At 72.1% G+C, this 7099-nt stretch carries 5 protein-coding genes; 3 read left to right on the top strand and 2 right to left on the bottom strand.

Annotated elements, in window-relative coordinates:
• The first annotated feature begins 128 nt into the window (after nt 1-128).
• From AAFN69_RS27690 to AAFN69_RS27680, 3 genes are read left to right on the top strand one after another with little or no spacing between them, the layout of a single operon-like run.
• Complete coding sequence (locus AAFN69_RS27690; RefSeq protein WP_347731563.1) at nt 129-1310, top strand: acyl-CoA dehydrogenase family protein; 1182 nt, start codon at nt 129-131, stop codon at nt 1308-1310.
• A gap of 44 nt (nt 1311-1354) precedes the next feature.
• Entirely contained in the window at nt 1355-2704 is a 1350-nt protein-coding gene (locus AAFN69_RS27685) for a nucleotide sugar dehydrogenase (protein WP_347731562.1), read from the top strand.
• Nucleotides 2704-3684 carry an NAD-dependent epimerase/dehydratase family protein gene (locus tag AAFN69_RS27680; protein ID WP_347731561.1) on the top strand — a complete coding sequence of 327 codons (981 nt, stop codon included), beginning with the start codon at nt 2704-2706 and terminating at the stop codon, nt 3682-3684. The genes AAFN69_RS27685 and AAFN69_RS27680 overlap by 1 nt, the downstream gene beginning before the upstream one ends.
• A gap of 128 nt (nt 3685-3812) precedes the next feature.
• On the opposite strand, the gene AAFN69_RS27675 is transcribed toward AAFN69_RS27680, so the two are convergent.
• On the bottom strand, nt 3813-5255 hold the full coding sequence (locus AAFN69_RS27675) for an aminotransferase class I/II-fold pyridoxal phosphate-dependent enzyme (protein WP_347731560.1): 1443 nt from the start codon (nt 5253-5255) through the stop codon (nt 3813-3815).
• Between the two features lie 5 nt (nt 5256-5260).
• On the bottom strand, nt 5261-7066 hold the full coding sequence (locus AAFN69_RS27670; protein ID WP_347731559.1) for a hypothetical protein: 1806 nt from the start codon (nt 7064-7066) through the stop codon (nt 5261-5263).
• Between the last annotated feature and the right edge of the window lie 33 nt (nt 7067-7099).

The following is a 7099-nucleotide window of genomic DNA, read 5'->3' as shown; positions in this document are numbered from 1 at the left end:
CGCCTCAATCGCCGGCGGGGCTTGGTGTGGCGGCCCCGGGGTCCGGGGCGCACGTGGGGAGATGCGGGGGGCGGGAGGGCGGTGGGACGGTCGGGGCATACGTTCACCGCTCGTCGGGGAGGAACTTGATGGCGACCGCACAAGCACCGTCACGGCAGGAACTGGTCCAGCGGGCCCGGGATCTGGGACCTGTGCTGAGCAAGCACGCGCTGTGGTCGGAGGAGAACCGCCGGCTCCACGACGACGTGGTGGCGGGGATCTCCGGGGCGGGGCTGACCCGGCTGCGGGTGCCCGCGCGGTACGGGGGGTACGAGAGCGACACCCGTACCGTGGTGGAGGTGATCGCGGAGCTGGGCCGCGCGGACGGTTCGGCCGCCTGGTCCACCGCCATCTGGCAGATCAGCGGCTGGATCGCGGGGCTCTTCCCGGACGCGGTGCAGGACGAGTTCCACGCCGTGCCCGATGTGCGGGTGTGCGGGATCCTGAGCCCGTCGGCGGTGGCCGTCCCGGCCGAGGGCGGGGTGGTGGTCAATGGCACCTGGGCGTTCAACAGTGCCGCGCTGCACAGCCAGTGGGACACCAACGCGGCGCTGCTGCGGCATCCGGACGGCTCCATGGAGCCGGTGATGACGGCGATTCCGCTGTCGGATCTGGAGATCGTGGACGACTGGTACACCTCGGGCCTGCGCGGTTCGGGCAGTGTGTCGACCACGGCGCGGGATGTGTTCGTGCCTGCGGAGCGGGTGCTGCGGATGAGCGAGGTGCTGCGCGAGCGGTACTCCTCCGAGCTGAACGCCGCGATCCCGCTCTTCCGGGGGCCGCTGCTGCCCACGGCGTGCGCGACGATCTCCGGGGTGACGCTGGGGCTGGCGTGGGGGGCGCGGGACGCGTTCTTCGAGCGGCTGCCGGGCCGGGGCATCACCTATACCGACCACTCCAGCCGGCAGCAGGCGCAGCTGACGCACCTTCAGGTGGCGGAGGCGGTGCTGCGGGTGGACGAGGCCGAGTTCCACGCCTTCCGGGCGGCCGATCTGGTGGACGCCAAGAACGCGGACGGTTCGCCGTGGAGCGCGGAGGAGCGGGCGCGGGTCCGCGGTGACATGGGCCGGGTGGGCCGGCTGGTGAAGGAGGCGGTGGACATCTTCTCCTCGGCCAGCGGCGGGACCTCGATCTACCAGACGGTGCCGATCCAGCGCATCGAGCGCGATGTCCGGGTGGTCAATCAGCACGCGATCATGCACCCGGACACCAACGCGGAGCTCTACGGGCGCATTCTGTGCGGCCTGGAGCCCAACACGCACTACATCTGATCGGCGTCCGGGCCGTGTCCCTGCCTTTCCCCCGAGGAGCGAAGATGCCTGTTCTTCCCGATGACCGGCTCCCCAGGGTGGCCGTCGTGGGTTTCGGATATGTCGGTTCGTGTCTGTCGGCGGTGCTGGCCGGGCGCGGTCTGGAGGTCGTCGGTGTGGACACCGACGAGACCCTGGTCGCGGAGATCGGCCGCGGGTACTGCCGGTTCCAGGAGGAGGGTCTGGCGGAGCTGATCGGCCGGACCACGGCGGCCGGGCTGCTGCGGGTGACCTCCGATCCCGCGGCTGTCGAGGGTGCCGATGTGGTGGTGATCGCCGTGGGCACTCCGGTGCGCCCGGACGGTTCGCTCGCCGACGAGCAGTTGCGCGAGGTGTGTGAGGAGCTCGGCGGGCGGCTGCGGCCGGGGACGCTGGTGCTGCTGAAGAGCACGGTGTCGCCGGGCACCACCCGTACGGTGGTGGCGCCGCTGCTGGAGAAGGGCGGTCTGGTGGCCGGCCGGGACTTCGCGCTGGCGTTCACGCCGGAGCGGCTGGCGGAGGGGGCGGCCCTGCGGGAGCTGGGTACCTTCCCCATCGTGGTGGGCGGTTTCGACGAGGAGTCCACCCGGACGGCGGCCGGCTTCTGGGAGCGGTCGCTGGGGGTGGGGACGATTGTGGTGGACTCGCTGGAGTCGGCCGAGATCGTGAAGCTGGCCGACAACTGGTGGATCGATCTGAACATCGCGCTCGCCAATGAACTGGCCCAGTTCTGCGATCTGTTCGGCGCCGATGTGATGGAGGTGATCGGCGCGGCGAACACGATCGCCAAGGGCGGCGGGAGTGTCAACATCCTCACCCCCGGGGTGGGGGTCGGCGGGTCGTGTCTGACCAAGGATCCGTGGATGGTGTGGCGGGCCGCGCGGGAGCGGGGAGTGGAGATCCGCACCGCTCCGGTGGGCCGTGAGGTCAATTCGCTGATGCCCGGTCACACCGCGGGGCTGATCGTGGAGGGGCTGGCGGCGCTGGGCCGGCCGGCGGCCGGGTCACGGGTCGCGGTGCTGGGGCTGTCGTTCAAGTCCGGTTCGGGTGATCTGCGGGCCACTCCGGTGCTGGACACCGTCCGGGCGCTGACCGCGGCGGGAGCCGAGGTGCGCACCTACGATCCGCTGGCCGACCGGGCCGCCGCGACGGCGATGTTCGGCATCGCGCCCGAGGAGAGCGTGGCGGAGGCGGTGCGGGGCGCGGACTGTGTGGCGGTGCTGGCACGCCATCCGGAGCTGGCCGGGCTGGACTTCGGGGAGCTGCCGCTGGCCGGGCGGGCGCTGGTGCTGGACGGCCGGGACTGTTTCTCGGCCGGGGAGATCGCCGCGGTCCGCGGTGCCGGTCATGTCTACCGCGGCATCGGGCGGCGGTGATGGCGCGCGCGCTGGTCACCGGAGGGAACGGTTTCCTCGGCGGTCATCTGGTGGCGCGGCTGCTGGCGCGGGGGGACGAGGTGACCGTCTTCGACGGCGCTCCCCCGGCGGGCGGGCGGGGTGTTCCGGACGGGGTGCGGTTCGTGACGGGTGACATCCGGGATCCGGAGCGGCTGGGTGCCGCGGTGGCGGGGGCGGAGGTCGTCTACCATCTGGCCGCGGTGGTGGGGGTGGACCAGTATTTGTCCCGGCCGCTGGATGTGATCGACATCAATTTCTCCGGCACCCGCAATGTGCTGGATCTGGCCTGCCGGGCGGACGCGCGGGTGGTGGTGGCCTCCACCAGTGAGGTCTTCGGGAAGAATCCGGCCGTGCCGTGGGCGGAGGACGGGGACCGGGTGCTGGGTTCCACCCGGGCGAGCCGCTGGACGTACTCCTCCAGCAAGGCGCTGGCCGAGCACATGACCTTCGCCTTCGCCGAGCAGCACGGGCTGCGGGCGTCGGTGGTGCGCTATTTCAACGCCTACGGTCCGGGCCAGCGTCCGGCCTACATCGTGAGCCGGTCGGTGCACCGGGCGCTGAACGGACGGCCCGCGGTGGTCTACGACCGGGGCGCGCAGACCCGCTGTTTCACCTATGTCGACGACGCGGTGTCCGGGACGGTGCTGGCCGGGACGGCTCCCGCCGCGGTGGGCGAGGTCTTCAACCTGGGCAGCGAGGTGGAGTCCGCGGTCGGCGAGGTGGTGGAGCTGGTGGGTGAGCTGACCGGGTCGGCCGAGGTGCCCTCCGGTGTGGACACCCGTACCGCCTACGGTCCGGCGTACGAGGATCTGGCGCGCCGGGTGCCGGCGACCGCGAAGGCTCAGCGGGTGCTGGGCTGGAAGTGCGAGACGCCGCTGCGGGAGGGGCTGGCCAGGACGGTGTCCTGGGCGCGGTCGGCGCAGTGGTGGCTGGATCTTCCGGACAGCGGGGCGGGCTGAGCGGGCCGATCGGGTGCGGCCGGCCGGGCGGTGTGGGGTTGCCGTGCGGCCGGTCTTTGCCGTGGTGGTGCGGTGTGCCGCGGTACGGGGCTGTGCGGCGCGGTTTCCTGCGGTCGCGGCGGCGGGGTTCACCGGGCGCCCGCGGCGGCGGTGGCGGCGGTGACGGTGCGGACCGCGTCGCGGACGATGGAGATGACCTGGTCGACGTGGCGCCGGTGGGTGCGGTGGTTGAGGACGCACAGCCGCAGGGTGTACTCGCCGCGGATGCGGGTGCTGGTGAGGTGGACGCGGCGGTCGGCGTGGATGGTCTCCAGCAGGGTGCGGTTGATCTCCTCGCCGCCGCGGAGGCGGAAGTTGATGACGGTGAGGTCGGGGGTGAGGACGTCGAGCTCGGGGAGGTCGGCGAGGGCGCGGTGGACACTCTCGGCGAGGTCGAGTTTCTCGTCGAGGGCGGCGCGGAAGGCGGCGACGCCGTGGAGGTGCAGGGGCAGCCAGAGGCGCAGTCCGCGGTAGCCGCGGCTCATCTCGGTGCCGAGGTCCTGGTAGTCGGGGAGCGGGGTGCCGCGGTCCATGTCCTGGAGGTAGGGGGCGTCGGCGCTGTGGGCGGCGTGCAGCAGGCGTTCGTCGCGGACCAGCAGGACGCCGGAGCTGTAGGGGAAGAACATGGATTTGTGGGGGTCGAGTGCGATGGAGTCGGCGCGGTCGATGCCGTCGAGTTTCGCCCGGCCGCGGGCGGTGAGCTGGAATCCTCCGCCGTAGGCGGCGTCGACGTGGAACCACATGTTCTGGGCGCGGGCGGTGTCGGCGAGGCGGCCGATGGGGTCGACGGCTCCGGTGTCGGTGGTGCCGGCGGTGGCGACGATGAGGAAGGGGTGTTTGCCGGCGGCGCGGTCGGCCTCGATCATCCGGGTGGCGGCGTCGGCGTCCATGCGCAGGTCGTCGGTGACGGGGACGAGCCGTACCTGGTCGGGTGAGAGGCCGGCGATGCGGGCGGCCTTGGAGACGGAGAGGTGGGTGTGGGTGGTGACGTAGACGGTGCCGCTGTTGTCGTAGGGGGCGTCGCCGAGGAGCCGGCGGCGGGCGGTGAGGAGGGCGGAGAGGGCGCCGGTGGAGGCTCCGGTGGTGATGAGGCCGCCGGCGGTGGCGGGGAGGCCGAACTGGCGGGCGAACCAGTGGATGACGCCGTGTTCCATGGCGACGAGTCCGGGTGCCATGGAGCTGGCGGCCGTGAAGCGGTTGACGGTGCAGGCGAGGAGTTCGGCGAGGGCCGCGGTGAAGAGGCCGCCGCCGGGGAAGTAGGCGAAGGTGTTGGGGCCGGCGGTGTCGGCGGACTGTTCGGCGGCGGTGCGGAAGACCTGGAGCAGGTCGCCGAATTCGCCGGGGTGCTCGGCGGGCGGGGCGAGGAGGGCGGCCACGTCGTCGGAGGGGCCGGCGGTGCCGGGGGCGGCGAGGCCGTTGAGGGGGGCGGTGTCCAGGTTGCCGATGAAGTCGGTGACGAAGGAGGTCGCGGAGGCCATCATGGCGGCGATCTCGTCCTGGCGGGGTTCGAGGCCCGGGCGCAGTCCGGTCATGGCGTTCACTTCCCCGCCGTGACGGTGACGCGGGCGGCGGCCGGGTGGGTGGCGCTGAGCGGGGGCAGCGGGAAGGCGTACACACTCCCCGGGTACATCACCGGGCGGCGCCAGTCGGAGTAGTCGAGGGGGGCGAGGGTGTGGCGGTGGCGGCGGGAGGCGTCGATGGCGGCGGCGCGGGCGGAGGCGTCGCGTCCGCTGGACTCGGCGATCTGCTGGATGCGCTCGGTGCCGAAGTTGATGGGGGCGGCCTGGCTGAATTCCTGGGCGCTGACGTGGAGCCAGCCGTCGGTGTCCTCCTTGATGCCGTCGGCGAGGGCGCGGACGGCGTCGCCGTGTGCGGTGCCGTCCTCGATGGCCCGCCAGTAGTCCAGTACGCGCCGGCCGTGGCCGACCATGCCGGTCATGGCGCCGCCGCTGGTCATGAAGTGGCCGTTGCCGAAGGAGTCGCCGGCGATGACGCCGTTGGCGGCGACCAGGGCGTCCTTGCCGGTGCGCTCGACGAGGCTGAACATCTTGGGTCCGTAGGTCATCTGGACGGTGCGCAGTTCGCTCGCGGGGATGCCGAGGATGTGGGAGGACTGCTCCAGGTAGAACTCGCGCAGCAGGTACTGGTAGCCGGCGTAGTACTCGGGTGATTCGTGGTCGGTGCCGGCGGGGATGAGGCCGGCGGCGATGGGGTCGAATTTCTTGAAGTCGGGGACCTGGACCAGGACCCAGCCGACGGCGGGGTCGCCCTCGTGTCCCACGGCTATCTGGCGGACCCAGTACTCGGTGCCGTCCTCGTCGAATTCGGAGGCGACGCGGCGGCGGAGGCGGCCGTCGACCAGGACGTCCATGAGTCCGGCGAGGTAGTCGGCCTGGGCCACGACCGGGCCGCGGCCGTCGCCGTGGTCGACCTTGACGTCCTCCTGGGTGAAGCCGAGCTGGTCGGCGTCGTCGCTGCGGAAGCCCTGGGCGACCATGAAGACCCGCGGGACGCCGAGGTCGATGACGTCGGTGCCGGGGGCGCGGACGCGGCGGAACTTGCCCTTGAAGTCGAGTTCGCGGACGGCTTCGATGCGGACCCGCTTGCGGCCGTCGCCGGTGTCCTGGAAGCCGGTGCCGTCGGTGAGGACGCGGTGCTGGCTGAAGAGGCGGACCCGGGGGGTGACGCCGTCGTTGAGGTCCTGGCGCTCGACGGCCTCCAGGTAGCGGCGGAGCAGGATCAGGACGTCGGCGGCGCGGGACTGGAAGGCGGAGGGGCCGTCGAGTACTTCGGTCATGGAGCCGCCCAGGCGCCGCTCGTCGGGGGCGGTGGGCAGGGCGACCGGGTCCAGGACGGTGACGATGCGGTTGGGGTGGCCGTCCTTGAAGCGGTCGTCGATGAACTCGGCGTGCTGGACGGTGCCGGCGATGCGGGCCTCGGCGCCGACGTAGGAGCTGAGGAAGCCGGTGACGACCTCGTCGGCGGCGACGGGTCCGGCGGGGAGTCCGGGCTGGTAGAGGCTGTCGGCGAGGTAGAGGATCTTGCCGTCGCCGCGGCGGGGCATCCGGGCCTCGCCGTAGCGCTCCATCATCATCTTGTCGATGAGTCCGAGGTGGTGGTAGAGCTCCTCGCGGATGTTCCAGTGGACGCCGAGGGAGGGGCCGCCGCGCAGTTCGACGCCGACCGCCCGGCGGCCGGAGGCGATGGTCCAGAGCATGGCCATCATGTTGGTGCCGCCGAGGCCGAGGGCGAGGAAGTCGGGGTCGTGGGCTCCGGTGAGGTTGTGGGCGAGGGCGTCGCGGTTGACGCCGTCGCTGTTCGGGGTGGTGTCGGGGCGGCTCATGTCGTTCTCCTCTTCGCTTTCGCTGTCGGTTGG

This window comes from Streptomyces sp. CAU 1734, assembly GCF_039888735.1.
Classification (GTDB): Bacteria; Actinomycetota; Actinomycetes; order Streptomycetales; family Streptomycetaceae; genus Streptomyces.
Note: the sequence above shows the minus strand (reverse complement) of the source record. Positions and strands in the feature narration are given on the sequence as shown.